Origin of the sequence: Pseudomonas sp. PDM25 (assembly GCF_019219045.1) — a bacterium.
GTDB lineage: Bacteria > Pseudomonadota > Gammaproteobacteria > Pseudomonadales > Pseudomonadaceae > Aquipseudomonas.
Genome location: NZ_JAHUWL010000013.1, coordinates 1 through 23,505 on the forward strand (window position 1 = coordinate 1; position 23,505 = coordinate 23,505).

At 58.7% G+C, this 23,505-nt stretch carries 25 protein-coding genes and 1 pseudogene; 9 read left to right on the plus strand and 17 right to left on the minus strand.

Translation table 11 applies throughout. The features are described from left to right. Positions 1 to 151 precede the first annotated feature (151 nt). Positions 152 to 1,351, minus strand: coding sequence for a glycosyltransferase family 1 protein (locus KW848_RS22670; protein WP_218538098.1), 1,200 nt, complete (start codon positions 1,349 to 1,351; stop codon positions 152 to 154). A gap of 40 nt (positions 1,352 to 1,391) precedes the next feature. Next, on the minus strand, positions 1,392 to 2,144 hold the full coding sequence (gene cysZ, locus KW848_RS22675; RefSeq protein WP_111450508.1) for a sulfate transporter CysZ: 753 nt from the start codon (positions 2,142 to 2,144) through the stop codon (positions 1,392 to 1,394). A gap of 316 nt (positions 2,145 to 2,460) precedes the next feature. Between cysZ and trxB the strand changes: the two genes are divergently transcribed. Next, positions 2,461 to 3,417 carry a thioredoxin-disulfide reductase gene (gene trxB, locus KW848_RS22680; RefSeq protein ID WP_111450392.1) on the plus strand — a complete coding sequence of 319 codons (957 nt, stop codon included), beginning with the start codon at positions 2,461 to 2,463 and terminating at the stop codon, positions 3,415 to 3,417. A 180-nt stretch (positions 3,418 to 3,597) separates the two neighbouring features. Here trxB and KW848_RS22685 read toward each other — a convergent pair whose 3' ends face one another. The 11 genes and pseudogenes from KW848_RS22685 to KW848_RS22735 all read right to left on the minus strand — a co-directional run bounded on the left by KW848_RS22685 (position 3,598) and on the right by KW848_RS22735 (position 12,375). Further along, entirely contained in the window at positions 3,598 to 4,881 is a 1,284-nt protein-coding gene (locus tag KW848_RS22685; protein ID WP_218538099.1) for an FAD-binding oxidoreductase, read from the minus strand. Between the two features lie 128 nt (positions 4,882 to 5,009). Continuing rightward, positions 5,010 to 5,837 carry a transporter substrate-binding domain-containing protein gene (locus KW848_RS22690; RefSeq protein WP_192410165.1) on the minus strand — a complete coding sequence of 276 codons (828 nt, stop codon included), beginning with the start codon at positions 5,835 to 5,837 and terminating at the stop codon, positions 5,010 to 5,012. A gap of 46 nt (positions 5,838 to 5,883) precedes the next feature. After that, positions 5,884 to 6,612, minus strand: coding sequence for an amino acid ABC transporter ATP-binding protein (locus KW848_RS22695; RefSeq protein ID WP_132834042.1), 729 nt, complete (start codon positions 6,610 to 6,612; stop codon positions 5,884 to 5,886). A gap of 60 nt (positions 6,613 to 6,672) precedes the next feature. Beyond that, complete coding sequence (locus tag KW848_RS22700) at positions 6,673 to 7,647, minus strand: amino acid ABC transporter permease (RefSeq protein ID WP_192410166.1); 975 nt, start codon at positions 7,645 to 7,647, stop codon at positions 6,673 to 6,675. Positions 7,648 to 7,778: 131 nt separating this feature from the next. After that, positions 7,779 to 9,029 (minus strand): aspartate aminotransferase family protein, encoded by a 1,251-nt coding sequence (locus KW848_RS22705; RefSeq protein WP_218538100.1) that lies wholly within the window; start codon positions 9,027 to 9,029, stop codon positions 7,779 to 7,781. Between the two features lie 240 nt (positions 9,030 to 9,269). Next, positions 9,270 to 9,608: a HopJ type III effector protein gene (locus KW848_RS22710; RefSeq protein WP_033057919.1), complete on the minus strand. Its 339-nt coding sequence runs from the start codon at positions 9,606 to 9,608 to the stop codon at positions 9,270 to 9,272. Beyond that, positions 9,601 to 9,897, minus strand: a complete 297-nt coding sequence (locus tag KW848_RS22715; RefSeq protein WP_111450387.1) for a DUF1244 domain-containing protein — start codon at positions 9,895 to 9,897, stop codon at positions 9,601 to 9,603. Before KW848_RS22715 ends, KW848_RS22710 begins: the two co-directional genes overlap by 8 nt. Positions 9,898 to 9,965: 68 nt before the next feature. Further along, a complete protein-coding gene (folX, locus tag KW848_RS22720) occupies positions 9,966 to 10,337 on the minus strand; it encodes a dihydroneopterin triphosphate 2'-epimerase (protein WP_008150698.1) in 372 nt (123 codons plus the stop codon). Positions 10,338 to 10,339: 2 nt separating this feature from the next. Continuing rightward, positions 10,340 to 10,915, minus strand: coding sequence for a GTP cyclohydrolase I FolE (gene folE, locus KW848_RS22725; RefSeq protein WP_218538101.1), 576 nt, complete (start codon positions 10,913 to 10,915; stop codon positions 10,340 to 10,342). A 22-nt stretch (positions 10,916 to 10,937) separates the two neighbouring features. Then, a complete protein-coding gene (gene folM / locus KW848_RS22730) occupies positions 10,938 to 11,648 on the minus strand; it encodes a dihydromonapterin reductase (RefSeq protein ID WP_111450386.1) in 711 nt (236 codons plus the stop codon). Between the two features lie 157 nt (positions 11,649 to 11,805). Then, positions 11,806 to 12,375 (minus strand): annotated as a pseudogene (locus tag KW848_RS22735) (antibiotic biosynthesis monooxygenase). 208 nt (positions 12,376 to 12,583) lie between these two features. On the opposite strand from KW848_RS22735, the gene KW848_RS22740 reads away from it, so the two are divergent. Continuing rightward, positions 12,584 to 13,543, plus strand: a complete 960-nt coding sequence (locus tag KW848_RS22740; RefSeq protein WP_218538102.1) for a MerR family transcriptional regulator — start codon at positions 12,584 to 12,586, stop codon at positions 13,541 to 13,543. Between the two features lies 1 nt (position 13,544). Here KW848_RS22740 and KW848_RS22745 read toward each other — a convergent pair whose 3' ends face one another. Continuing rightward, positions 13,545 to 14,150: a hypothetical protein gene (locus tag KW848_RS22745; protein ID WP_111450383.1), complete on the minus strand. Its 606-nt coding sequence runs from the start codon at positions 14,148 to 14,150 to the stop codon at positions 13,545 to 13,547. 54 nt (positions 14,151 to 14,204) lie between these two features. After that, on the minus strand, positions 14,205 to 14,681 hold the full coding sequence (locus KW848_RS22750) for a PAS domain-containing protein (protein WP_008150687.1): 477 nt from the start codon (positions 14,679 to 14,681) through the stop codon (positions 14,205 to 14,207). Positions 14,682 to 14,835: 154 nt separating this feature from the next. Here KW848_RS22750 and KW848_RS22755 point away from each other — a divergent pair, with 154 nt between their 5' ends. Further along, the gene (locus tag KW848_RS22755; RefSeq protein ID WP_218538103.1) at positions 14,836 to 15,291 is read left to right on the plus strand and encodes a flavodoxin; all 456 of its coding nucleotides are present in this window, start codon (positions 14,836 to 14,838) and stop codon (positions 15,289 to 15,291) included. Here the strand turns inward: KW848_RS22755 and KW848_RS22760 are convergent. Continuing rightward, entirely contained in the window at positions 15,272 to 16,168 is an 897-nt protein-coding gene (locus KW848_RS22760) for a LysR family transcriptional regulator (protein ID WP_218538104.1), read from the minus strand. The two genes, KW848_RS22755 and KW848_RS22760, sit on opposite strands and share 20 nt — an antisense overlap. A gap of 96 nt (positions 16,169 to 16,264) precedes the next feature. On the opposite strand from KW848_RS22760, the gene KW848_RS22765 reads away from it, so the two are divergent. From KW848_RS22765 to KW848_RS22785, 5 genes are all read left to right on the plus strand, one after another. Then, complete coding sequence (locus KW848_RS22765; protein ID WP_134096671.1) at positions 16,265 to 16,651, plus strand: CidA/LrgA family protein; 387 nt, start codon at positions 16,265 to 16,267, stop codon at positions 16,649 to 16,651. Then, on the plus strand, positions 16,641 to 17,327 hold the full coding sequence (locus tag KW848_RS22770; RefSeq protein ID WP_033057889.1) for an LrgB family protein: 687 nt from the start codon (positions 16,641 to 16,643) through the stop codon (positions 17,325 to 17,327). The genes KW848_RS22765 and KW848_RS22770 overlap by 11 nt, the downstream gene beginning before the upstream one ends. A 147-nt stretch (positions 17,328 to 17,474) precedes the next feature. Then, positions 17,475 to 18,257, plus strand: coding sequence for a class II aldolase/adducin family protein (locus tag KW848_RS22775; protein ID WP_218538105.1), 783 nt, complete (start codon positions 17,475 to 17,477; stop codon positions 18,255 to 18,257). Next, on the plus strand, positions 18,257 to 19,159 hold the full coding sequence (locus KW848_RS22780; protein ID WP_218538106.1) for an alpha/beta fold hydrolase: 903 nt from the start codon (positions 18,257 to 18,259) through the stop codon (positions 19,157 to 19,159). Before KW848_RS22775 ends, KW848_RS22780 begins: the two co-directional genes overlap by 1 nt. Positions 19,160 to 19,270: 111 nt before the next feature. Then, positions 19,271 to 20,182, plus strand: a complete 912-nt coding sequence (locus tag KW848_RS22785) for an SDR family oxidoreductase (RefSeq protein ID WP_218538107.1) — start codon at positions 19,271 to 19,273, stop codon at positions 20,180 to 20,182. Positions 20,183 to 20,258: 76 nt separating this feature from the next. Here the strand turns inward: KW848_RS22785 and KW848_RS22790 are convergent, their stop codons facing one another. After that, complete coding sequence (locus KW848_RS22790; protein ID WP_218538108.1) at positions 20,259 to 21,026, minus strand: N-acetylmuramoyl-L-alanine amidase; 768 nt, start codon at positions 21,024 to 21,026, stop codon at positions 20,259 to 20,261. Positions 21,027 to 21,693: 667 nt separating this feature from the next. On the opposite strand from KW848_RS22790, the gene KW848_RS22795 reads away from it, so the two are divergent. Then, positions 21,694 to 23,487 (plus strand): DUF1302 domain-containing protein, encoded by a 1,794-nt coding sequence (locus KW848_RS22795; protein WP_218538109.1) that lies wholly within the window; start codon positions 21,694 to 21,696, stop codon positions 23,485 to 23,487. Positions 23,488 to 23,505 lie beyond the last annotated feature (18 nt).

The following is a 23,505-nucleotide window of genomic DNA, read 5'->3' on the forward strand; positions in this document are numbered from 1 at the left end:
ATCGGCGCTTGGGTGAAAGGAGGAGGGGCGAAATCTCCCACGGTCTGTACTGCGTCAACAGTCGGAATCGAGCCTTGTCCCTCCTCCTCCCTTCAAGTCCTACCATACAAGCGAGCCTGCTCGCGAAGGCGGACTCAAGAACACTGAAGAATCAGAGTACCGTCGGTGCATTCGGCAGCACTTGCTCACCAACACAAGCCCCGCGCAATTGCCCCTCAAACTGCTCGATAATCGCTGCCCACCCTTGGCGACTCGCATGCTGACGCGCATTAAGCCGCACGCAGCGCAAGGTTTCGCGCTCCTCCAACAGCCAGCACGCCGCATCGCAAAACGCCTCTTCGTCCCCCGGCATCGCCAGTACGCCGTTGTAGCCATGGCGAATGTGCTGAGCCGCTGCTGCCTGATCGTAAGCCACCACCCCCAAACCCGACGCCAGTGCCTCAAGCACCACGTTGCCGAACGTCTCGGTCAGGCTTGGAAACAGAAACACATCTCCCGACGCATAGTGACTGGCCAAGGCTTCACCGCGTTGAGAGCCACAGAAAATCGCCTCGGGCAGTTCCTTCTCCAGGACCACTCGTTGCGGGCCGTCGCCGATCACGATCAACTTCAGGTTTTTCTGTGGATAAGTCGTGCGCAGCCTGTCGAAACTGCGCTTGAGCAAGCCGAGATTTTTCTCCTGGGCCAGGCGACCTACATGGATGACGGCAATGTCACTGTCGGCCAGACCCCACTGTTCGCGTAACGACGTCAGCCGCTTGCTCGGGTGAAACAACTGGCTGTCGACCCCACGCGACAGCAACGCAAGGCGCTCGAAATGCCGGCGCTCCAGTTCCATTCGTTGACTCACGCTCGGCACCAGGGTCAGTGTCGAACGATTGTGAAACCAGCGCAGGTAGTGGGTCAGCAATCGCGTCAGCAGTCCAAGCCCATACTGACTGGAGTACTGCTGAAAATTAGTGTGAAAGCCGCTGACCACCGAAATCCCCAAGCGCCGCGCCGCGCGCAACGCGGACAATCCCAGCGGTCCTTCCGTGGCGATGTACAGCACGTCCGGCCGATGACGCTTCCAGCGCCGCAGCAGCTTGTGCATCGACGACTGACCCCATTGCAAGCCGGGATAACCCGGTAGCGGCCAGCCCCGGCATAGCAACAACGCATCATCGCTGCCCTGCTGCTGATCGCAACCCTGACGCGGTCGCACCAATTCCACCTGATGCCCGCGCGCGCGCAAGCCGTCACACAAGCGGCCGAGGGTATTGGCCACTCCGTTGATTTCGGGAGGGAAGGTTTCGGTGATCAGAGTGATATGCAGAGCTGTCGTCATGACCTCAGTGTCGGTTGAGGCCATGTCGTCAGTGTGACGGTGGGATGATGAATTTGTGACCGAATCAGCGCTGGACTACCAGGTTTTCCGCGCCGCGTTCACGCACCCAGAACAAGGTTGCACCCGCCACGGCGGCCGGCATCATCAGGATGTTGACCACCGGAATCAGCAGCACCAGATAAACACTGCCGCCGAAACTCATGCTCTGCCAGCGCTTCTCACGCAGCCAGGCGAGCATCTCGTTCCAGCCCAGTTTGTGGTTATCCGCCGGGTAGTCGATGTACTGGATCGCCATCATCCACACCCCGAACAGCAGCCACAATGGTGCGGCAACGATGTTAACCACTGGGATGAACGAAAGGATGAACAACCCGATGGCGCGTGGCAGGAAGTAGCCGAGTTTGCGCATCTCGCGGGACAGGGTGCGGGGGATCATGGCGATCAGTTCGCCCCAGCTGAAGGACGGGAAGTCGTCGGTGCCGCGCACCACCACTTCGACTTTCTCGGCGAGGAAGCCGTTGAATGGCGCGGCGATGACGTTGGCGAGCATGGTGAAGGTGAAAAACACCATCAAAACGACAAGCACGACAAAAATCGGCCACAGGATGTAACTGAGGAAACTCAGCCAGTCGGGCAGCGACGGCATCAACGTATCGACCCATAGGCTGAATTGATGGCTGGCCAGGTAGATCAATCCGACGAACAGCACCAGGTTGATCACCAGCGGCAACAGCACGAACAAACGCAGGCTTGGGCTCAGGACTAATTTGAGGCCTTCGCGCAGGTATTGCGGGCCGGACAGAACGGGGGCGGGCATAACGTGCTCCGAGCAAAGGGGAAACGCGCCGACCTTACCGGCTTTGCCTGACGGGCGAAAGCGCGGCAGCAGCATCGACATTAACTGTAACAAAGGCGCCTATGCATCCATCGTGATGGGATAGAGACCGCCTATGAGCTGGATTGTTAAACCGTATTTCCTTAATCTTCGCCCCCTCGATACGCTGCACCCCATACTTTTTACAGGACTGTCGAGTTCAAGCCTTCCCCAAGTGCTTTCAACGGTCCTTTTTTATTCCCGCCGGCAACCCGGCGTTCCGCGCCAGAAGATTCGGGCCGGTCAACAGGAGCAGGTCATGTCTGAAGTCCGTCATTCGCGAGTGATTATTCTCGGTTCCGGCCCTGCCGGTTACAGCGCCGCAGTCTATGCCGCCCGTGCCAACCTCAAGCCACTGCTGATCACCGGCATGCAAGCCGGCGGTCAACTGACCACCACCACCGAAGTCGACAACTGGCCTGGCGACGTCCACGGCCTGACCGGCCCGGCGCTGATGGAACGCATGAAAGAGCACGCCGAGCGCTTTGAAACCGAAATCGTCTTCGATCACATCAATGCCGTGGACTTCGCTGCCAAGCCGTACACCCTGACCGGCGACAGCGCGACCTACACCTGCGACGCCCTGATCATCGCCACCGGCGCCAGCGCTCGTTACCTGGGTCTGCCGTCGGAAGAAACCTTCATGGGCAAAGGCGTTTCGGCCTGCGCGACCTGCGATGGTTTCTTCTATCGCAACAAGCCAGTGGCCGTGGTCGGTGGCGGCAACACCGCGGTTGAAGAGGCGCTGTACCTGGCCAACATCGCCAGCAAGGTCACCCTGATCCACCGTCGCGAAACCTTCCGCGCCGAGAAGATCCTGATCGACAAGCTGAATGCCCGGGTTGCCGAAGGCAAAATCGTCTTGAAGCTGAACTCGACACTGGACGAAGTCCTGGGCGACAACATGGGCGTGACCGGTGCCCGTCTGAAGAACAACGACGGCAGCTTCGACGAGCTGACCGTCGACGGCGTGTTCATCGCCATCGGCCACACCCCGAACACTTCGTTGTTCGAAGGTCAGCTGACGTTGAAAGACGGCTACCTGGTTGTACAGGGCGGCCGTGACGGCAACGCCACTGCCACCAGCCTCGAAGGTATCTTTGCTGCCGGTGACGTGGCTGACCACGTTTACCGTCAGGCCATCACCTCGGCCGGCGCTGGCTGCATGGCGGCACTGGACGCCGAGCGCTACCTCGACGATCTGCAGAACGCTTGATTCTGATTCTGTAGAAAACAAAAAACCGGCTTCGGCCGGTTTTTTTGTACTTGCAGAAATGTCCGATCAACCCTGTGGGAGTGAGCCTGCTCGCGATAGCGGTGTGTCAGTCGACAACAATGTCTAATGATAAATCGCTTTCGCGAGCAGGCTCGCTCCCACAGGGGAAATGTTGTGCTCTCAGCCCTTCAGCCGTTCCTGGACGAAGTCCATGACCTTCAACGACTGATAGATGGCATTGGCGGCAATCCGCCCGAACGGTCCGCCGTTCCAGTCCAGCAGGTACGGTTTGAACAGCTGATAACGCGTACTTTCCCCGCACACCGCTTCGGCGATGACCCTGCCGCCAATCGAGCCGGTATTCAGGCCATGGCCACCAAACGAGGTACAGGCCCAGACGCCCGGCTCGAGCAATCCCAGGTTGGGCATCTTGTTGGTGGAGTAACCCATCAGGCCGGACCAGGCCAATTCGATGTTGACCGGGGCCAGTTGTGGATAGACCGACACCATGTCGGCCTTGAGCATGGTAGCGAGGGCCTTTTCGTTCTGTTCGTTACGGGTGGTGATGCGTCCGCCCCAGAGCAGGCGGTCGCCTTCGACCACGCGGTAGTAATCCGAGGCGCGGCGGTCGTCGGAGAACGCGGCGCCGGAGTCGAGGACGTTTTTGATCGAGTCGCCCAGGTGTTCGGTCAGCACCACATAGGTCGCGATGGGCAGGTAGGCGCGGCTGAGTTTTTGCAGTTCCGGGCCGCCGTAGCCGCCAGCGCAGAACACCAGGTCCTGGCAGCACACGGTGCCGTGAGCGGTCTGGACAATTTTGTCGTCGCCTTCGCGATGCCAGGCCAGCATTTTTGAGTGTTCGAAAATCTTCCCTCTAGCCGCTTCGATGGCGAGGGCCAGGCCCAGGCAATAATTCAGCGGGTGGAAGTGCAGGGCGTTCGGATCTTCGACACCCTGGAAATAGCGCAAGGTGTGCGCCCGTTCGCGAACCTGGGGAGTGTCGAGGAAGTTGAGTTCATAGCCAAAGTCGCGGCGCATGGTCTCGATATGGTTTTTCACCTCGGCGCCGTCGTCGTAACGCTTGACCCGGATCGTGCCTGCCGATGGCGCGCAACCGGCCAGAGCCAGTTCGGCAATGTTGTGGCGGACGATATCGACGCCCTCGACCGACATTTGGAATAACGCCTTTGCCTGTTCCAGCCCGAGTTTCTTGCGGATCGCTCCCGAACCCTCAGCCCAGCCTGGTGAGACCACGCCACCGTTCCGACCGGACGCGCCCCAGGCGACTTGCTGGGCTTCGAGGACGATCACGCGTTTACCGCGCCGGGTCAGCTCCAGGGCCGCGGTAAGGCCCGCGATCCCGGCGCCGATGATGCAGACGTCGCAGTTTTCGTCAGTGCGAAGTTCGGATCTGGCCGCGCGGGGCAGCGAGGTTTGGGAGTACCAGGTGGTGGGGAAGGACATGGTCAATCCTTGAGAAATTGCTTTTTGTGGGAGCGGGCTTGCTCGCGAAAGCGGTGTGACAGTCGACCTTAGGGTTGAGCGTTATACCGCTTTCGCGAGCAAGCCCGCTCCCACAGGGGTAGGTGGGGTTATTTGATGGTCGAGTAGTCGACGCCGTACCACTTGTCCGACAGCTTGGTCAGCGTGCCGTCCTTGTGCATCTCGCCGATGATTTGACCGAGCCTGGCCTTTAATTCCGCGTCACCCTTGTCGGTGGCAATGGCCAGGGGTTCGTAAAACGCCACTGCATTGTCGACGGCCCGCAGCGGGTAACCGCTCTTCACCGCTGCGTCCAGTGTGCTGCGTTGAGTGAGGATGGCGTCCAGCCGGGTACCGTCACCCAGGCGCAGGTCGTCCAGCGGTCCGACGGAACCGGAGTAAGTCTTCATTTTTGTGGTCTTTACGTCATAAACGACGGGTGGCACGTCAGTGGTTTCAATGGCCAGCGCCTGGCTGAAATAGTCCTCGGACGTGGTGCCGCCTTCAACACCGATCGTTTTGCCATTGAGCGCTTTGTGGTCGGTGAGTGTGGATTTGTTGTGAACCGCAAACACGTAAGGCACGTAGTAATAGGTCGCGGGGAAATCGAGAATTCGCGCGCGACTTTTGGTGGCGGTCATCGAGCCCACGGACATGTCCCAGCGCCCGTTCCACTTGCCGGCGGTGATCACGTCCCAGTCAGGCGTGATGAACTTGACGGCGACGCCGAGACGCTTGGCGATCTCTTTGGAAACGTCGATGTCAAACCCGTCGATTTCATTCTTGTCGTTGATAAATCCTTGGGGAGGCCAGGTCGCCGACGTGGCGACGGTCATTGTTTTACTGCTCTGGATTTTGTCCAGAACGGCTCCGGCGTTGGCGGCGCCGACGAACACCAGCGACATTGCGGCTGCGATTACGTGTTTTTTGCTGACCATGTCCATCTCCACTTATCGTTTTTGTTATGAAGGGGCAAAGCGGTGCTCAGTGACCAATGATCTGCGACAGGAATTTCTGTGCGCGTTCGGTTTGCGGGTTGTTGAAAAACTCGGAAGGGGTGGCTTGTTCGATGACCTGGCCCTGGTCCATGAACAGCACGCGGTCGGCGACCTTGCTGGCGAAACCCATTTCGTGGGTTACGCAAATCATGGTCATACCGTCGGTGGCCAACTCGCCCATCACGTCCAGCACTTCGTGGACCATTTCCGGATCGAGGGCCGAGGTTGGTTCGTCGAACAGCATCACTTTGGGGTTCATGCACAGCGCCCGGGCAATCGCCACGCGCTGCTGCTGGCCGCCGGACAGTTGCGAAGGGTACTTGTCGGCGTGTTCGGCAATGCGTACCCGTTCCAGGTAAACCTGAGCGCGCTTTTTCGCCTCGGCGCTCGACACGCCTTGCACCAGTTGCGGGGCCAGGGTCAGGTTGTCCATTACGCTTAAGTGTGGGAACAGGTTGAAGCTCTGGAACACCATGCCGATTTCCCGGCGCACCGCGCTGACACTTTCTGCCTCGCTGGTGAGGGTGATGCCGTTGACCTGAATGTGGCCTTTCTGGAAATTCTCCAGGTGGTTGATGCAACGAATCATCGTCGATTTGCCCGAGCCCGACGGCCCGCACACCACCAGGATTTCGCCCGTGGCGACGTTCAGGTCGACATCTCGCAACGCGTGAAAATCGCCGTACCACTTGTTCAGGCCGGTGATGGAAATCATCGAAGGGCTGGCCTGCGCAACAGGTGCCAGGTCGAGTCGTTCTGCCGTAGTCATCACTCATCAACCCCTTGCAATGGATCGGTTGACCCGTTTTTCGATCCGCGCCTGCACCCGTTCGAGGATGAACGACAAGGCCCAGTAAATCATCGCGGCGGTGATCAGCATTTCCAGGTGACGGAAATCCGCGCGGCCCTGGGTCTTGGCCAGGTACATCAATTCCCAGACGCCGATCACCGACACCAGCGAACTGTCCTTGAGCATGGCGATGAACTGGTTGCCGGTGGGCGGGATGATCACCCGCAAGGCCTGCGGCATGATCACCCGGCTCAGGGTCTTGAACGGGCTGATGCCCAGGGCTCGTGAAGCCTCCCACTGACCCACCGGAATGCTCTGGATGCCTGCACGAAAAATCTCGGTCATGTAGGCGCCGTAGCACAGCGACAACGCGAGGATGCCGGCCGGCACGGCGTCCACCACATAACCCAGTTGCGGCAGTCCGAGGTAAATCAGGTAGATCTGGATCAGCAGCGGAACACCGCGAAAAAACGAGGTGTAGAACGAGGCGATGGCATTGGCCAGGCCATTGTTCGACAGCTTGGCCACGGCGCCGATCAACGCCAGTACGAAGGCAATCACGATCGCCACGGCGGAGATGTACAGCGTGGTCGCGGCGCCCTGGATGATCAGGAAACCGATCTTGTCGAGGATGAAGCTGTAGGAAAGGTCGAAGGTGTCGAAGAACGCCAGGAACAGGATCAGCAGTTCGATCCATACCACGGTGGTCTGCACCTTGAATTTCAAGCGTCCGAGGACGTGAAAGTTCAGCGTGCCCAGTGCAGCAATCGCCAGGCCGATGGTGATATTGCGAGCGGTCAGGCTGTCCGGGGCATTGCCCAACAGTGGATGCAGGAAATGACTGAGGGCGCTGTTACCCAGGTTCATCAGGTAGGAGCCGAGAAACAGCACCACGGCTACGCCAAGCAGGAATTGAGGATCATTGGACTTTTTTTTATAAATTATATTGTCGTGATACATGAATGCCTCAGGCTTGTAGGGGGTAGTGATCTCGCTTGGTAAAAGGGGTATTGGGTGAGTATTGCGACGCGAAATCGGGGACTACAAGCGAACATAATTCGCTATGTCAGTCCCGGATCGCAGTTTGCTTTTCAGGAAAGCTTCGCCAGGCAGGCCTCGAGAATATCCAGCCCTTCTTCCAGCACTGCTGCCTCAGTGGTCAACGGCGCCAAAAGCCGAATGATGTGGCGCGACTTGCCGCTGGGCATCAGCAGCAAACCGGCATCTCGTGCCAACGCGAGCAGTTGTGTCAACTGCGCCGATGCCGGTGTGCCGTCGGCATTGGCCAATTCAATACCGCGCATCGCGCCAACGCCGGTCAGGCGGCCCAGAAACGGGGACAGCTTGTTGGCGCGCCAAGCCTCGTAGCGGCTGACGATGGCTTCTTCCTGTTGCGAACCCCAGGCGTGCAGGTTCGCATCGGTCATCTCGTCCAGGGTTGCCAGTGCCGCGGCGCAGGCAATCGGGTTGCCCGAATAGGTGCCGCCCAGTCCGCCCTTGGGCAAGGTGTCGAGCAGCGACTTGCGCCCGACCACCGCACCCAGTGGTATGCCGCCAGCAATGCTTTTAGCGAGCAGGATCAGATCGGGCTCAATACCCAGTCGCGAAAATGCAAAGCGCTGGCCGGTGCGACCGAAGCCGGACTGGATTTCATCAGCGATCAGCAGGATGTTTTTTTCATCACAGAAGCGACGTAGCGCCTGGGCGAACTCCACGTCCAGCGTCAGGAAGCCCGATTCGCCCTGCACCGGTTCGACGATGAAACAGGCGACGTCATTGACGTCGATCTCGACGCTGAATAGCCGGTCCATGGCTTTTAGAGCCTCGGCGCAGGTCACGCCGTTGTCCTTGCTCGGGAAGGGCAGGTGAAAAACCGGACCCGGCAGCACGCCGACTTTCTGTTTGTAGGGCGCGACTTTGCCGTTGAGGTTGAGTGTGGCAAGGGTGCGGCCATGGAAGGCGCCGTCGAAGGCGATGACGGCCGTGCGACCGGTGGCGCCACGCACGATCTTCAGGGCGTTTTCCGCTGCTTCCGCGCCGCTGTTGGTGAGCATGCCGCTGACCGGGTACTCCACCGGAATAAACGCGGTGAGACGATCCATCAGTTCGAGGTAGGGCACATGCGGGGCGGCGTTGAACGCGTAGTGGGTCAGCCGGGTGGCTTGTTCGCGAATGGCCTCGACGATGCGCGGATGGCAATGGCCGAGGTTCAATACACCGATGCCGCCGACGAAGTCGATATAGCGTTTGCCATCGGTGTCCCAGACCTCGGCATTTTTGCCGTGGCTGAGCGTGACGGGATGAACGATGTTGATCGACTGGCTGATGGTTTCGCTGCTCATGGATGACCGACTCTGAAGAAGGGATGCTTCTTTTTATCTAAGCCGTGAGCAGCGGTGCCCGGCAAACGAAATAAAGTTGCCGGGTCAATCTTAAAAGTCGGGATGTGCTGCGCCCCTTGCAGGAGCATGGCTTGCCAGCGATGGCGTTCTTGAGATCGCCATCGCCTGTAGGAGCACGGCTTGCCAGCGATGGCGATCTCCAGGGCGCTATCGCCGGCAAGCCGTGCTCCTACTGTTTATTCAGCGGCGAGTCAGCGGTTGCTGCGAGAACTTCACGCCAGCCAACCCATGCGCAATCAACGCACGAATATTGCCGTGGTCACTGCCCTCAGGCGTCGCCACCACCGAACGATAATGCTCGCCGAACGCCAACAGCGCTTCTTCATCGCTCAAGCCTTCCAGCAGCGCCAGGCCCAGGGTCTTGCACGAACCTTCGTTCTGCCCGGCAGCGTTTTCCACGCCGCCGTTGTTGAAAGCCTGAGGCTGATAGTCGTAGCCGGCGGCGATGAAGGCCAGTGTGTCGGCAAAAACGTGTTCGCCGCTCTTGAGGCTGGCGCGCAGGGTGTTCAAATCACTCATTGGGTTTTCCTTTGGCGAACGCCGCTTGTTGTTCGGCGTTGGCTTCTTGCTGGTATAGGGCTTTCCACTCGGCGTACGGCATGCCGTAAACCACTTCGCGGGCGTCATCGAGGCTGACTTCGATCTGGCGTTCATCGGCAGCGGCCTTGTACCACTTGGACAAGCAGTTACGGCAGAAACCGGAGAGGTTCATCAGGTCGATGTTCTGCACATCCTTGCGGCTGTCCAGATGGGCGACCAGCCGGCGAAAGGCGGCGGCTTCGAGTTCCAGGCGTTGTTGATCGGTCATGGCGGGCTCTGTGCAATCAAATCGTGGCGCGGATGATAAAAGTCTGACGAGCAATGTGCCAGACGCGGTCAGCGGCTCGCGGCGAGGGTAATCGATACCGACTCGGCGAAACGCAGGGCGTGGGGTTTGTCGACTTCGACCTCGGCGTACAACACCGACTCGTTGGCCATGACCAGGTCGAGAATTTCCTGAGTCAGGCGTTCGAGCAGGGCGAAGCGATTGCCTTCCACGTGGGCGATGATCGCCTTGGTGATGGTGCGGTAGTTCAGCGCGTGATCGATGTCGTTGTCACGCACCGCTTCCTGAGCGGCATACAGGATGGTCAGGTTGATCTGCACATCCTGCTTGTTGAGGATTTCATCCTCGTTAATCCCGATGAAGGTCCGCAGGCACAGGTTCTTGACCCGTATGCGTGCCGTTCCTGGTTGAAGTTGTGGCATTGCTACTTGCTCCGTCCAATCAATTGCAGGAACTCCTGGCGGGTATTGCTCGACTCGCGGAAGGCGCCGAGCATCACCGAGGTGTTCATGGTCGAATTCTGCTTCTCGACGCCGCGCATCATCATGCACATGTGCTTGGCTTCGATGACCACCGCGACGCCCGCCGCGCCGGTCACTTGCTGTACAGCTTCAGCGATTTGCCGAGTGAGGTTTTCCTGGATTTGCAGGCGACGGGCGAACATGTCCACCAGTCGTGCAATCTTCGACAGGCCCAGCACTTTGCCCGTTGGAATATAAGCCACATGGGCCTTGCCGATGAAGGGCAGCATGTGATGTTCGCAGAGCGAGTACAGCTCGATGTTGTCGACGATGATCATTTCATCGTTGTCGGACGCGAACAGCGCGCCGTTGACGATCTCTTCGACACTTTGCTCATAACCACGGCAGAGGTACTGCATGGCTTTTGCCGCGCGAACCGGAGTGTCTTGCAGACCTTCGCGGTCGGGGTTTTCACCGAGGCCGATAAGGATCTCGCGGTAGCTCTGGGACAGGGCTTTCTGGTGCAGGGATAACGTCATGGAACATCCTCGCGGGGGCCGCTTATTTGATGTGCCGTCCGCCGTTGACGGTCAGGGTTGTGCCGGTGACATAAGGGTTGTCGAGCAAATAACGCAGGCTCTGGTAGATCACTTCGCTGCCGGGTTCGATGCCCAGCGCGGATTTGGCGAGTGCCTTGGCGCGGTACGCCGCGTCGTCGTCGGGGTTGAACATTAGCAGGGCTGGCGCGATACCGTTGACCTTGATTGTCGGCGCGTATTTCGCGGCGAAGGACAGGGTGAGGCTGTCGAGCCCGGCTTTGCTGGCGCAGTAGCCAATGTGCTTGCTGCTGCCCTTGCGTGTCACGTCGTCGCTGATGTGCACGATGTCGGCGGGGCTTGAACGTTGCAGCAAGTCGGCACAATGCAGATTGATCAGATAGGGCGCCAGCATGTGGACGTTGAACATGCGGATGAAGGCTGCGGCGTCGGTGTCCGGGGTTTCGGCCAGCCATTCGGAGGCGTTGTGGACGATTGCCCGCAGGCTGTCGGTGTGGTTTTTCAGTTCGCTGATAAACGCGAAGATCCCGGCCTCAGTGGAGAAATCTGCAAACACCGCGGTTGCCCCCAGGTCGCGCAAGACTTGCACGCCGGGGCGCTCACTGCGGTAGCTGAAGATCACCGGCTGGCCATCCTCGAGCAAACGCTGCGCACAGTGCAGGCCGACACGTTGGCCGGCACCGGTGATGAGGATTGGAGCTGCGAAAGAGGTCATGAACGGCTCGCGTCGCGGTAAGAGCAAAACTATACCAGCGACGTGGGGCATTCACCTCTACCGCGTAGGAGCAATGCTTGCTCGCGATGAACGATGACGCGGTTTCACAAAAAGACCGGGTTGTCTCAATCGCGGGCAAGCCTTGCTCCTACAGAGATCAGTGATTTTGGGGGGAGGGTGCAGCGGGCAGCGGCCGTTGCGGCGTGGTGTTCAGCCAACTGGCCAGCAGGCGGGTCGACAGCGGAATGAAGAAGTAGACCATCAGTGGGGTCAGGCACAAGGTGCTGATGAACACCCGGCTCAGCAAACCCATGTCGCTCAGCAACGGCCCGAGGACAAAGTTGAACAGCAGGGAAACCGGAAAGAATGCCAGCCAGATCGCCACAGCCTGTTTCCAGCGTGGTGGTCGTTGGCCGGCCGCGCCGAACCAGCCTTCGATGCCGCTGACTCGGTGTTCCGTTGGATGGGCAAACAAGTCACTGCCGCGTGCCAGCCATGCGGTACGCGAGGCGGAATGCTCCCAGGCGTGCAAAGTCTGCTCGTTCGCGAAGCGGAAAATAATCTGGAATTCGTCATCGTCGGGCGGCGGAGCAAGCACGCCAGAGCCGAGATAGCCGGGAAAATCAGTGGCCAGTTGTTCGCCTTCGTGCAACTAGGCGATCAGGTCTTGATAGCGCCCATCGGCGACGCGGCGCGCAACCATCAGCGTGACGGGTGAGGTAGACATTGTGTATCTCCGTATGACAATCGCGTCGCTCCGGGTAGGAGTTTCGCCAGGCGCAGCGCCGGGGTGTTGGACTGCGTCTTGGAACAAGCAAGGATTATTCCTGATTCGGTCGGGTACGTCAGTGATAGTCGCCGCGATCAACGTCTTGAATGGTGTGGGGGGAGGAGAGTTAGAATGGGATCCAATTTATACATGGACGTAGAATTAAATGCCTGTCCTGACTGACGTTGTCCCTGGATTGCAGCCCAGTCTTCCACTCGAGCAGGAAGAACTGTTTCCGATTCGCGAAGTGTCGCGCCTGACAGGGGTCAACCCAGTGACGCTACGAGCATGGGAACGCCGCTATGGACTGATCCAGCCCGCGCGCACCGAAAGTGGGCACAGACTGTATTCGTTGACCGATATCGATCGTGTCCGCAGCATCCTTGGCTGGATTGAGCGTGGTGTTGCTGTCAGTAAAGTCGGCAAGATCCTGGCCAGGATTGCGCCGCTTCAGGCCCTGTCACACATCATCCCCAATGAACTCGTACACGCTGACCACACGCAATGGCAGCAGCAAGTTCAGTCGGCGGTGAGTGCCTTTGATGAGGTTCAACTGGAGCAGGTCTATGGACAGATCTTTTCCAGTTATCCCCTGACCATCGTGTTTCAGGACATTCTGCTTCCACTCTGGAAGCAACTGCGCCAGCGCCATGAAGCATTCGGCCAGGCCAGTGAGTGGCTTTTCCTGGATGGTTTTCTGCGTTCTCGAGTGTTGCAACGCCTGCTGCTGGTGCGTGTCCTGCAACCGCGACGGGTGATTGTCTGCGCCCTGAGCGATCAGTGTCGTGAACTCGATGTGCTGGTAACCGCGCTGTTTTTGAGCAGTGTCGATTCGGCTATTCAAGTGTTGGCTATCGGTCAGCCATTCGATGAATTGGCGCTGGTCTGCGAAAGAGTCAAGCCCCAGGCGCTGGTGCTGATTTCCAATCACGCGCCTGCGCTCGAGTTGCCGCGGCGACTGAAGCGCCTGGCCTTGAGCCTTGACTGTCAGTTGTTGCTGGCGGGGGATGCGTCCGATCTGGTGCAGGAAAGCCTGGCGGGATCGTCGATTGGATGTCTGGGTAACGAAGGTTCGGTCATGCGTCAGCGTTTGAAACAGTTCCTGACAGGCAATTTGGACACCTGAATCAGAGATGCATGGCCGGATGCGTCAGCCGATGCTGTTGAAGAATGTACTGGCGCAGGCGTTCGGTTTCGTCCTTGTCATCCTGATTCAACTGATAGGCATAGAAGCCGTTCTCGGTTTCTCTCTCGAAGGTGCCGCGCAACGCGATGCGCTCGTAGCCAGACGGGCTGAACCACAAGGCGAAATGTTTTGGCGGCTTGGTCTTGTTGCGAACTTCCAGCAAAACCCCTTTGAACGACACTTCGTGCACCCACATCGTACCGGACTGGCCACTGGCATTCTCCAGTGCAACCGGTTCTTCGAGTACCAGACGCCATGGCCGGACCATCGGTCCGTCTTCATAGATGCTGGGAACGCCAAGGCGTAAATGCATTGCGTGAAATTCGTCTTCCACCAGGTGCAGCGGGAAAGTCATTTGCTGATTTTCGAAGTTGGCCTGGATGGTGACTTGCTCATGAGCGGCAAGGCGCGTGAGCAGGTCACGGATCTGTGAACCACCGTTGACGAGCAGGCTCGACGTCGCATCCCGCACATTGAGTTGCGGGTTGTGTTGCATTTTCTGGATAAAATCCAGCTCATCCTGCGTCAGGAGTGCGTCGCGTTGCATGATCTGCTCGACAGAAAAAATTACGAAGTCACCGGTGATTGTAGTTAATGACAATCAATTCTTCGTTTTGTTTTTGCCGTTCGTCGCTTTTAGTGCGGCAAGCTCGGTCTGGACCTCGGCCAGTTGCGCTTCCAACTGTGCGACTCGCTGCTGCGCCTTGACCTGAAGGGTGACGTCTTTCTGCACACCGATGAAATAAGTTTGTCCGTCATCAGGGTTTTTCATCGTCGAGAGGGACAGTTCGTTCCAGAACGGCGTGCCGTCCTTGCGATAATTTCTGAGGATTTCCCGGCAGGAACCGCCACTGCTCAACGCTTCGCGAATCAACGGGAGAGCTTCCTGGTCGCGGTCCCCTGACTGAAGAAAACGGCAATCCTGGTAGAGGATTTCTTCGCTGGTGTAACCCGTCAGGCGTTCGAATGCCGGGTTGACGTAAATCAGGATGTTGTCCTGCTCGCCTTCCTTTTCGGCAATCACGATGCCGTCGTTGGAAGCGTTGATCACCATTTGCAGCAGTTGGGCGTTAATCATCGGAGAGTCCTTTCCAATTTGATTGTGGGATGCATTCTAAAAGAACAGTGAGAACTTTCTACTGGTCACCCGGGTTAATTGAGAGTCAATCGCAGCTTTTTTGCCACGGCTGTTAATATCCCCCGTCTTTTTACTCAGCTTCAGGATCAGATTGATGAAAGTCGCCATCCTTTCCGGCTCGGTGTACGGCACTGCTGAAGAAGTCGCCCGCCACGCCGCAACTATTTTAAAAGCAGCGGGTTTCGAAACCTGGCACAACCCGCGTGCGAGCCTCGCCGATGTTCAGGCCTTTGGCCCTGAAGCCTTCCTGGCGGTGACCTCGACCACCGGCATGGGCGAGTTGCCGGACAACCTGCAACCGTTGTATTTCGCCATTCGCGACCAGTTGCCGGCGTCCTGGCGTGGCTTGCCGGGCGCCGTGATTGGTCTGGGCGATGCGAGTTACGGCGACACGTTTTGCGGCGGCGGCGAGTTGATGCGCGAATTGTTCGGCGAACTGGGCCTGCGCGAAGTCCTGCCCATGCTGCGCCTGGACGCCAGCGAAAGCGTGACGCCGGAAACCGACGCCGAGCCTTGGCTGGCGGAGTTGGTCAGCGCTCTGCGGGGTTGACCGGCCGCTCGCGCAGCAAGGCGAGCCAGGCTTGCGCGGCTTTTGACAAGTACGCGCCCTGACGCCAGATGAAGGCGATATCCCAACGCAGATAGCTCGGCGCGTTCAAGGTCAGGCGCACCACGCCTGGCCGCACCAGCCCGCGTGCCACCACGCGCGGCAACAGCACCACCCCTTGACCGGCCGCCACCAGCGCCGCAAGAAAGTCAGCCTGGCCGCTGCGACCACCTTCCTTGGGCGTAAAACCCATCTGCTGGCAGGCTTGCAGCAAGCGGTCGTTGAGCACGAAGCTGCGCTGATACAGCAGGAATGGCGTGTCGGCCAATTCCTCCAGCCCAATCACAGTCTTCGACGCCAGCGGATGATCGGCCGGCAGCAGGGCGTCCAGCGGTTCATCGCAGAAAGGCTGGGAGGCGAACTGAGGGGCCTTCGTCAACAGGCTGCCACCCAGTTCCAGCTCTCCACTCAAAACAGCCTGTTCGATGTTCAGGCTACCGCCTTCAAGCAATTGAATGCTGATGTTGGGGTAGCGTCGCCGGTACTCGGCGAACAATCCGGCGAACAGCGCGTCGCTGCCCAGTAGCGGCAAACCCAGGCGCAATTCCCCGCGGGCCAGTTGGCTCAAGTCATCCAGCTCACTGAGCAGTTCGTTGCGCAGTCGCAACATGCCCTCGGCCCGTAGAAGGACCACGCTGCCGGCGGCCGTCAGGCGCAGCTGTGAACCCTGTCGTTCAAGCAGCGCGGTGCCCAGGCTCTGTTCCAGCTGGGCGACCTGTTTGCTCACCGCCGATTGACTGATGTGCAAGGTCTTGGCGGCTTGAGTAAAACCGCCCTGATGCATGACCTCGACGAAGCTGCGTAGTTGTTTGAATTCCATCTACATGATTCCATTTTGGAATGGCTTCGAGTCTAACAATTCGCTTCGGGTATGGCAGCCCGCTCCTTAAAATGAGCACCTGTGAGGACCGAAGACATGAACGCATCAACCTTAAAAAAATTGGCTCGACTGGCGACCGAATTGGCCGTGCTGCTGGCCATCTACCTGCTCGGCTGCCAGATGGCCGTGTGGTTTGCCTGGCCTATTCCCGGTGGTGTCATCGGCATGGTGCTGTTGCTGCTGGCGTTCGCTTTGGGTGTGGTCAAACCGGCAGCGCTGCAAATGGGCGCCGGCCTGTTGATGGCCGAGATGCTGTTGTTCTTCATTCCGGCGCTCATGAGCCTGCTCGATTACGGCGGCCTGCTGCGCAGCGACGGTTGGCGAATTTTGCTGGTGATCGGCGTGAGCACGCTGATGGTGATGCTGGTGACCGCTTTTACCGTGGAACTGGTGGTGCGGTTGAGGAGGTCTCGTGAAGCTTGAGCTGATGCCGATGTTCTGGCTGGCCTTCACGCTGCTGGCCTATCTGTTCAGTCGCTGGATCTATCGGCGCACCGGGCGCTATGTGTTGTCGCCACTGATTCTGGTTCCAGCCTTGCTGTTGGCACTCGCTGTGCCGCTGCACACCGCGTATGCCGAATATTCGAGCAACACCCATTGGCTGATGTTGGTGCTGGGGCCGGTTACCGTCGCTTTTGCAGTACCGATCTGGCAGCAGCGGCAGATGCTGATGCGGCATTGGTCGGCGTTGTTGCTGGGGATGCTGGCGGGCAGCGCGGCATCTATCGGCAGTTCGTTCGGGTTGGCCAAGGCGCTGGCACTGGACAGTTCGGTGACGATGTCGCTGGTGCCGCGCTCGATCACCACACCTTTTGCCATGCCGCTGGCCCATGACCTGGGCGGCGTACCGGAACTGACCGCGGTGTTTGTGATGTTCACCGGGGTGTTCGGGGCGATGCTCGGCGGCATTTTGCTCAAGTGGTTGCCCCTGCGCAGTGCCTTGGCTCGAGGGGCGCTGTTCGGTGTCGGTGCTCACGGTGCCGGGGTCAGTCGAGCACATGAAGTGGGGGGTGAAGAGGGCTCGGTGGCGGGGTTAGTCATGGTTCTGACGGGGCTGCTGAATCTGTTCGCCGCACCCTTGTTGGCGGCAGTACTTTGACATGGATCCACGTTCATCGGCGTACTGACTCGCTAGGCCATCAAGCTGGCTGCCAATGCAACTACACGATCCCCGGGGCGTGACTAGACTGGTGTAACGTCGGTAAACAATAGAAACCCGAAGAATAAAAATTAGAGGTTCCTTGCCGTGAACGTAGCTCCCGTCCCATCGCCACACACTGTCAAAGACCAGGTCAGCGCCGCTGAGTGGCAGACCCGAGTTGATCTTGCCGCCTGCTATCGTCTGGTCGCCCTGCATGGCTGGGATGACCTGATTTTTACCCACATCTCGGCCAAGGTCCCCGGTACCGAAGACTTTCTGATCAACCCGTTCGGGTTGATGTTCCACGAGATGACTGCGTCCAGCCTGGTCAAGGTCGATCAGGCCGGCAACAAGCTGATGGACAGCCCTTACGAGATCAACCCGGCCGGTTACACCATCCACAGCGCGGTGCACGAGGTTCGTCACGATGTCGTCTGCGTGCTGCACACCCACACCGCCGCCGGAGTCGCTGTGTCGGCGCAGAAACAAGGCATTTTGCCTATCAGCCAACAATCGTTGTTTGTCCTGTCCAGCCTGGCTTATCACGCCTACGAAGGTGTTGCGCTTAACCATGAAGAGAAAGCGCGGCTGCAAGCCGACCTCGGCGAAAACAATTTCCTGATGCTGCACAACCACGGTCTGCTGACCTGCGGCGGCACCATCGCCGACACGTTCCTGATGATGTTCACCTTCCAGCGGGCCTGCGATATCCAGGTGCTGGCGCAGAACGGTGGCGCCGAGTTGATCGCCATCGAACCGCAGATTCTGGCGGGCGCCAAGGCGATGATCGCCGGCGTCACCAAAAGTGCTCAAGGGATGGGCGGCGCACTGGCCTGGCCAGCGCTGCTGCGCAAACTCGATAAACAAGACCCGGGTTATAAACTCTAATGCCTCTCGCCGAGATCCCACTGTGTGTCTGGCGCAAATGCGGCCAGACGTTCGTATTCCGTGGCCAGACCATCCGTTACTGGACGGCGGGGCAGGGTGAGCCACTGTTGCTCATCCATGGCTTCCCGACCGCCAGTTGGGACTGGCATTTCCTGTGGCAACCGCTGACCCAGCGCTATCGGGTGATTGCCTGCGACATGCTCGGCTTTGGCGACTCCGCCAAACCGGTGAACCACGAATACAGCCTGCTGGAGCAGGCCGATCTGCAACAGGCTTTGCTGGCGCACGTGAAGGTCGAGCAGCCGGTGCACCTGTTGGCCCACGATTATGGCGACAGCGTGGCCCAGGAACTGTTGGCCCGGCATTACGAAGCGCGCATTGATATCGCCAGTTGTGTGTTCCTCAATGGCGGCCTCTTTCCTGAAACCCATCGTCCGATACTGATGCAAAAACTCCTGCTCAGCCCCTTGGGCTGGATGATCGGTCGAGCTTTTTCCCGTGACAGCCTGGTGAAGAGTTTCCGGCAGGTCTTCGGCCCCCAGAGCCGCCCCACCGAGAGCGAGATGGACGATTTCTGGAGCCTGATCGAGAGCAATCACGGGCCACGGATCATGCACAAATTGATCGCCTACATCCCTGAACGGCGTGCTCAGCGCGAGCGTTGGGTCAGCGCGATGCAGCGTGGTGAAGTGCCGTTGCGGGTGATCGATGGTGAGGTCGATCCGATCTCCGGCGTGCACATGGTCGAGCGTTACCGGGAACTGATCCCGAATCCGGACACGGTCTTGTTGCCCGGTATTGGTCACTACCCTCAGACCGAGGCGCCGGGGCAGGTACTCAAGCATTACCTGGAGTTTCGCGATCAGCTGGTTTCACCGCCGCGCAAGGTTGCTTGTTCCTGACTATCCCCCTGACTTATCGCACACCATTCAGACTCACCTCAGTTCATTGTGGCTCGCATTGTCGTGCCTGACACTCGAACTAATTGTCCCCTGGCCTGCTGGAGTCCCCCAATGAATGAGTCTGTGCGCTTCGAAGATAAAGTCGTGATCATCACGGGGGCAGGCGGCGGCCTGGGTCGGGCCCACGCGCTGTTGTTCGCCAAACAGGGCGCCAAAGTGCTGGTCAACGATCTCGGCGGCTCGGCTCAGGGCGAAGGCGCAAACGCTTCGGCAGCCGACCGGGTAGTGGCGGAAATTCGTGAGGCCGGTGGCATCGCCGAGGCCAACCATGACTCCGTCACCGACGGCGACAAAATCGTTCAGAACGCCTTGGACACCTTCGGTCGTGTCGATGTAGTGGTCAACAACGCCGGGATTCTGCGGGACAAAACCTTCCACAAAATGGAAGACGGCGATTGGGACCTGGTTTACCGCGTCCACGTCGAAGGCGCCTACAAAGTCACCCGCGCCGCCTGGCCGTATCTGCGCGAGCAAAACTACGGCCGCATCATCTTCACCGCTTCGACCTCGGGCATCTACGGCAACTTCGGCCAGTCTAACTACGGCATGGCCAAACTCGGCCTCTACGGCCTGACCCGCACCCTGGCCATCGAAGGCCGCAAGAACAACATCCTGGTCAACGCCATCGCGCCTACTGGCGGCACGCGCATGACCGAAGGCCTGATCCCGCCGCAAGTCTTCGAACAACTCAAACCGGAACTGGTCAGCCCGCTGGTGGTGTATCTCGCCAGCGAGAACTGCCAGGAAACCTCCGGACTGTTTGAAGTCGGTGGCGGCTGGATGGGCAAGGTGCGTTGGGAGCGAAGCCTCGGCGCCGGGTTTGATCCGCGGGTTGGTTTTTCCCCCGAAGATGTGGCGGCGCATTGGCAACAGATCTGCGACTTCGAAGGCGCGGCGCACCCGCAGGACAACCTTGAAGCGTTGAAGGAAATGATGGCGAATTTGCAGAAGTATTCGATTTAATCAAGCCAGCAAGGTCATCGTTCTTGACCTTGCCGGTTCTTGATAGCCGGCCCCGACATCTGGTTTGCAGCGGTCATCAAGGAAAATACTTGTGAACCAATGCCGCCAGATTCGCGGCCGTTTGCGCATCCATCATCCCGTTGTAAGTTTCCGGGCGAAAGTGCAACTGAAAGGCCCTGACCAGATGTGCGAAGCCTTGTTCGGTTGACGCGCCGGAAACGTCGTATCCGTATGTCTTGAACAGTTTGAGCAAGTCGCTTCGGGCTGGAATGCCGCTCTCGTTGTATTGCTGCAGATAAGTGTCTCGGGTGACTTCGTCGAACCAGGCACCCACCCCTTTCAAGTAAAGGGCATGCCAGGGGAACTTCGGCCCAGGGTCACTCTTGCGGCCAACCGCAATATCCGAATGCCCCAGAACCTGGGTCGGGCTGATGTCCGGGTAGCGTTCGAGGATGTCCAACGCCAGCTCTTCTACGGCAGCAATTTGTTCCGGCTGATACGGCGGAAAGTTGAAAACCCCTTGGCTAAACGTTGCAAGGTTGACGATTTCAACGCTGATGGACGTGTCGTTCAGATTACTTCGATTGCCCCAGGCACTGACGCCCGCATGCCACGCCCGCTTGGTTTCGTCGACGAGGTTGAAGACTTCCTGCCTGGTATAACCTGCTTTCAAGTAGCTCGGATCGGTGATGTCGGGAACCAGATAGTGGACGCTGACATTCGGGCCGGTGAGCGTATTTATCGAACTGGAGAAGTTGCCGGCTGTGTAGTGGAAGATCAGAAAACGTACGGGGGTGATGATGTTTTTAGTGGCTCGGTATTTGTTGTAGTCAATGGGTTTCATGAACAGATTACTCGCAATTAATTTGGTTAGAGTCAGCGTGCAAAAGAATGGCTGACTTGTTTTTAACCTTAATCGCGAGGGTGCTTCGCGTGATTACAGATCTATGTAGTCGCTTTCCGAGAAGTAGGTAGGTAATAGAAACTTAGAGTGGATTAAGTAGTTTGCACCACTTTTACTTCTGCAAATCTTTGCCATCGCTACAAAACCATCCCCCATAAAAAAGGCCGCTGCAAACGCAGCGGCCAAAGTAAGACGATTGATCAAGGAGCAATAAATCAACGTCAGTGAACACGGGGCGATGAGTCGAACATCTTCAACTCCTCTGAAATCTGTCACCAATGGCGTGGACTAGACACCGCCATTGCTTCCTGCTTTCCGGCCGTTTGCCGTGAAAGCCCGGCAAGAATAAGGCTTTGAGCCAAAAGGAAAAATAGCGATTCATGACATGAACTGTTGCAGCATGAGTAACAGTGCTGACAGACCCCTCCCACACGCCATGCGTTGCGTTGATAACCCCCCATCCAGCCCATCCATAACCCGCGCAAATCCCCGTCCCATGCGGGCATTCATCCTTTGGAGGTACACCGCGAATACCTCCTTGGTGCGCTTATCGCTCCCAACGCGCGGCAGTAGGGTGGGGCCTTCTGTCACTCACCGGGGAAGACGCATGACAAAAACAACAATGCGCGCCATCTTCACGCCGCAAGCGCTGGCCGCTGCGGTTGCCTTGGGTTGCTGCGCCCAGGCGCAGGCTGTTTCATTCAACATTGGGGAAATCGAGGGGACCTTTGACTCTTCGCTGTCCGTCGGCGCGAGCTGGGGCATGCGCGATGCCGACAAGTCTCTGGTGGGCACGGTCAACGGCGGTACCGGCCAGTCTTCGACCGGGGATGACGGGCGGCTGAACTTCAAGAAGGGCGAAACCTTCTCCAAGATCTTCAAGGGTATTCATGACCTCGAATTGAAGTACGGCGACACCGGGGTGTTCGTGCGTGGCAAGTACTGGTACGACTTCGAACTCAAGGACGAGGATCGCGAGTTCAAACCGATCAGTGATAGCGGTCGTAAAGAAGGCGCCAAGTCTTCCGGGGCGCAGCTGCTCGACGCCTTCGTCTATCACAACTATTCCATCGCTGAACTGCCGGGCACGGTGCGCGCCGGCAAGCAGGTGGTGAGTTGGGGTGAAAGTACCTTCATCGGCAACTCGATCAACAGCATCAACCCGATCGACGTTTCAGCGTTCCGCCGTCCTGGCGCCGAAATCAAGGAAGGCCTGATTCCGGTGAACATGTTGTTCGCCTCCCAAAGCCTGACCGACCAACTCTCGGTGGAAGGTTTCTATCAACTGGAGTGGGACCAGACTGTCGTCGACAACTGCGGCACCTTCTTCGGCAACGACGTGGTGGCAGACGGCTGCAACAAGAATTACACGGTGGCCAGCCCGGCGATTGCACCGTTGCAACCGATCGCTGCAGCGTTTGGCCAAGGCTTCGAAGTCAGCAGGGAAGGTGTGATCGTCCCGCGCGGTGGGGACCGCGATGCCCGCGATTCGGGACAGTGGGGAACGGCGCTGCGCTGGCTCGGCGACGATACCGAGTACGGCCTGTACTTCATGAACTATCACAGTCGCTCCCCGACGGTCGGCACCACCACTGCCGGTCTGACAACGCTGGCACGGATTCCGGCCATCGTCGGTGCCGCCAACAGAATCGCGCCCGGCACCGGGTCGGCACTGGCTCAGAGTGTGATGCTCGGTCGTGGCCAGTATTACCTTGAGTACCCGGAAGACATTCGTCTCTACGGCGCGAGCTTTTCCACCACCTTGCCTACCGGCACGGCGTGGACCGGCGAGATCAGCTATCGCCCCAACGCTCCGGTGCAAGTCAACACCAACGACCTGACGCTGGCCTTGCTCAACCCGATCGCAGGCGGCGCGGCATCGCCTATTGCCACCACGCCAGGTGCCGACAACAAAGGCTACCGCCGCAAGGAAGTGACCCAGGTCCAGAGCACCCTGACGCACTTTTTCGACCAAGTGCTGGGTGCCCAGCGGCTGACCCTGGTTGGCGAGGCGGCGGTGGTGCACGTCGGTGGCCTGGAGTCGCGAACCAAGCTGCGTTACGGCCGTGACTCGGTCTATGGCCAATACGGTTTTGGCGGCGATACCGACGGTTTCGTCACCTCGACCTCCTGGGGCTACCGCGCCCGGGCAATTCTCGATTACGCCAACGTGATCGGCGGGATCAACCTCAAGCCCAACCTGTCCTGGTCCCACGACGTCGCCGGCTACGGCCCCAACGGTCTGTTCAACGAAGGCGCCAAGGCCGTCAGCGTCGGCGTCGATGCCGACTACCGCAACACCTATACCGCGAGCCTCAGTTACACCGATTTCTTCGGCGGTGACTACAACACCCTGGAAGACCGCGACTTCCTGGCGCTGAGTTTCGGCGTGAACTTCTGATCTGGCTGAGAAGGATGA

Coding starts and splice junctions, on each gene's coding strand:
- KW848_RS22740 (WP_218538102.1), top strand. CDS start 12,584: ATGCCTGTCCTGACTGACGTTGTCCCTGGATTGCAGCCCAGTCTTCCA.
- KW848_RS22790 (WP_218538108.1), bottom strand. CDS start 21,026: ATGAAACCCATTGACTACAACAAATACCGAGCCACTAAAAACATCATC.
- KW848_RS22755 (WP_218538103.1), top strand. CDS start 14,836: ATGAAAGTCGCCATCCTTTCCGGCTCGGTGTACGGCACTGCTGAAGAA.
- KW848_RS22795 (WP_218538109.1), top strand. CDS start 21,694: ATGACAAAAACAACAATGCGCGCCATCTTCACGCCGCAAGCGCTGGCC.
- KW848_RS22765 (WP_134096671.1), top strand. CDS start 16,265: ATGAACGCATCAACCTTAAAAAAATTGGCTCGACTGGCGACCGAATTG.
- KW848_RS22760 (WP_218538104.1), bottom strand. CDS start 16,168: ATGGAATTCAAACAACTACGCAGCTTCGTCGAGGTCATGCATCAGGGC.
- trxB (WP_111450392.1), top strand. CDS start 2,461: ATGTCTGAAGTCCGTCATTCGCGAGTGATTATTCTCGGTTCCGGCCCT.
- KW848_RS22695 (WP_132834042.1), bottom strand. CDS start 6,612: ATGATTTCCATCACCGGCCTGAACAAGTGGTACGGCGATTTTCACGCG.
- folE (WP_218538101.1), bottom strand. CDS start 10,915: ATGACGTTATCCCTGCACCAGAAAGCCCTGTCCCAGAGCTACCGCGAG.
- KW848_RS22685 (WP_218538099.1), bottom strand. CDS start 4,881: ATGTCCTTCCCCACCACCTGGTACTCCCAAACCTCGCTGCCCCGCGCG.
- KW848_RS22745 (WP_111450383.1), bottom strand. CDS start 14,150: ATGCAACGCGACGCACTCCTGACGCAGGATGAGCTGGATTTTATCCAG.
- KW848_RS22750 (WP_008150687.1), bottom strand. CDS start 14,681: ATGATTAACGCCCAACTGCTGCAAATGGTGATCAACGCTTCCAACGAC.
- cysZ (WP_111450508.1), bottom strand. CDS start 2,144: ATGCCCGCCCCCGTTCTGTCCGGCCCGCAATACCTGCGCGAAGGCCTC.
- KW848_RS22670 (WP_218538098.1), bottom strand. CDS start 1,351: ATGGCCTCAACCGACACTGAGGTCATGACGACAGCTCTGCATATCACT.
- KW848_RS22710 (WP_033057919.1), bottom strand. CDS start 9,608: ATGAGTGATTTGAACACCCTGCGCGCCAGCCTCAAGAGCGGCGAACAC.
- KW848_RS22700 (WP_192410166.1), bottom strand. CDS start 7,647: ATGTATCACGACAATATAATTTATAAAAAAAAGTCCAATGATCCTCAA.
- KW848_RS22690 (WP_192410165.1), bottom strand. CDS start 5,837: ATGGTCAGCAAAAAACACGTAATCGCAGCCGCAATGTCGCTGGTGTTC.
- folM (WP_111450386.1), bottom strand. CDS start 11,648: ATGACCTCTTTCGCAGCTCCAATCCTCATCACCGGTGCCGGCCAACGT.
- KW848_RS22785 (WP_218538107.1), top strand. CDS start 19,271: ATGAATGAGTCTGTGCGCTTCGAAGATAAAGTCGTGATCATCACGGGG.
- KW848_RS22715 (WP_111450387.1), bottom strand. CDS start 9,897: ATGACCGATCAACAACGCCTGGAACTCGAAGCCGCCGCCTTTCGCCGG.
- folX (WP_008150698.1), bottom strand. CDS start 10,337: ATGCCACAACTTCAACCAGGAACGGCACGCATACGGGTCAAGAACCTG.
- KW848_RS22705 (WP_218538100.1), bottom strand. CDS start 9,029: ATGAGCAGCGAAACCATCAGCCAGTCGATCAACATCGTTCATCCCGTC.
- KW848_RS22780 (WP_218538106.1), top strand. CDS start 18,257: ATGCCTCTCGCCGAGATCCCACTGTGTGTCTGGCGCAAATGCGGCCAG.